Annotated in this window: 1 protein-coding gene; it reads left to right on the forward strand. The window is 63.7% G+C overall.

Annotated features, from left to right (window positions below):
• A partial coding sequence (locus EOB36_RS34160) for a cytochrome c-type biogenesis protein (RefSeq protein ID WP_164897737.1) occupies window positions 1–336 on the forward strand: 336 nt, incomplete at both ends.

The following is a 336-nucleotide window of genomic DNA, read 5'->3' on the forward strand; positions in this document are numbered from 1 at the left end:
GCGCTTTCGGAAGGCTTGCGCTGCATGGTCTGCCAGAACCAGTCGATCGACGAATCCGATGCCGACCTTGCCCGCGACCTGCGCGTCCTCGTGCGTCAGCGCCTCGTCGCCGGCGACACTGACCAGCAGGTCATGGACTACGTGGTTTCGCGCTATGGCGAGTTCGTGCTGCTCAAGCCGCGTTTCGACCTGCGCAATGCATTGCTGTGGGGCACGCCTGTCCTGCTGTTGCTGGTGGGAGGCGTTTTCATCGTGCTGACCGCGCGGTCGCGTCGCTCGACGGCAACCAATGCGCTGACCACTGAGGAACAGGCGGCGCTGGACAAGATACTAGGC

It is taken from the genome of Mesorhizobium sp. M6A.T.Cr.TU.017.01.1.1, assembly GCF_004023115.1.
Lineage (GTDB): Bacteria > Pseudomonadota > Alphaproteobacteria > Rhizobiales > Rhizobiaceae > Mesorhizobium > Mesorhizobium mediterraneum.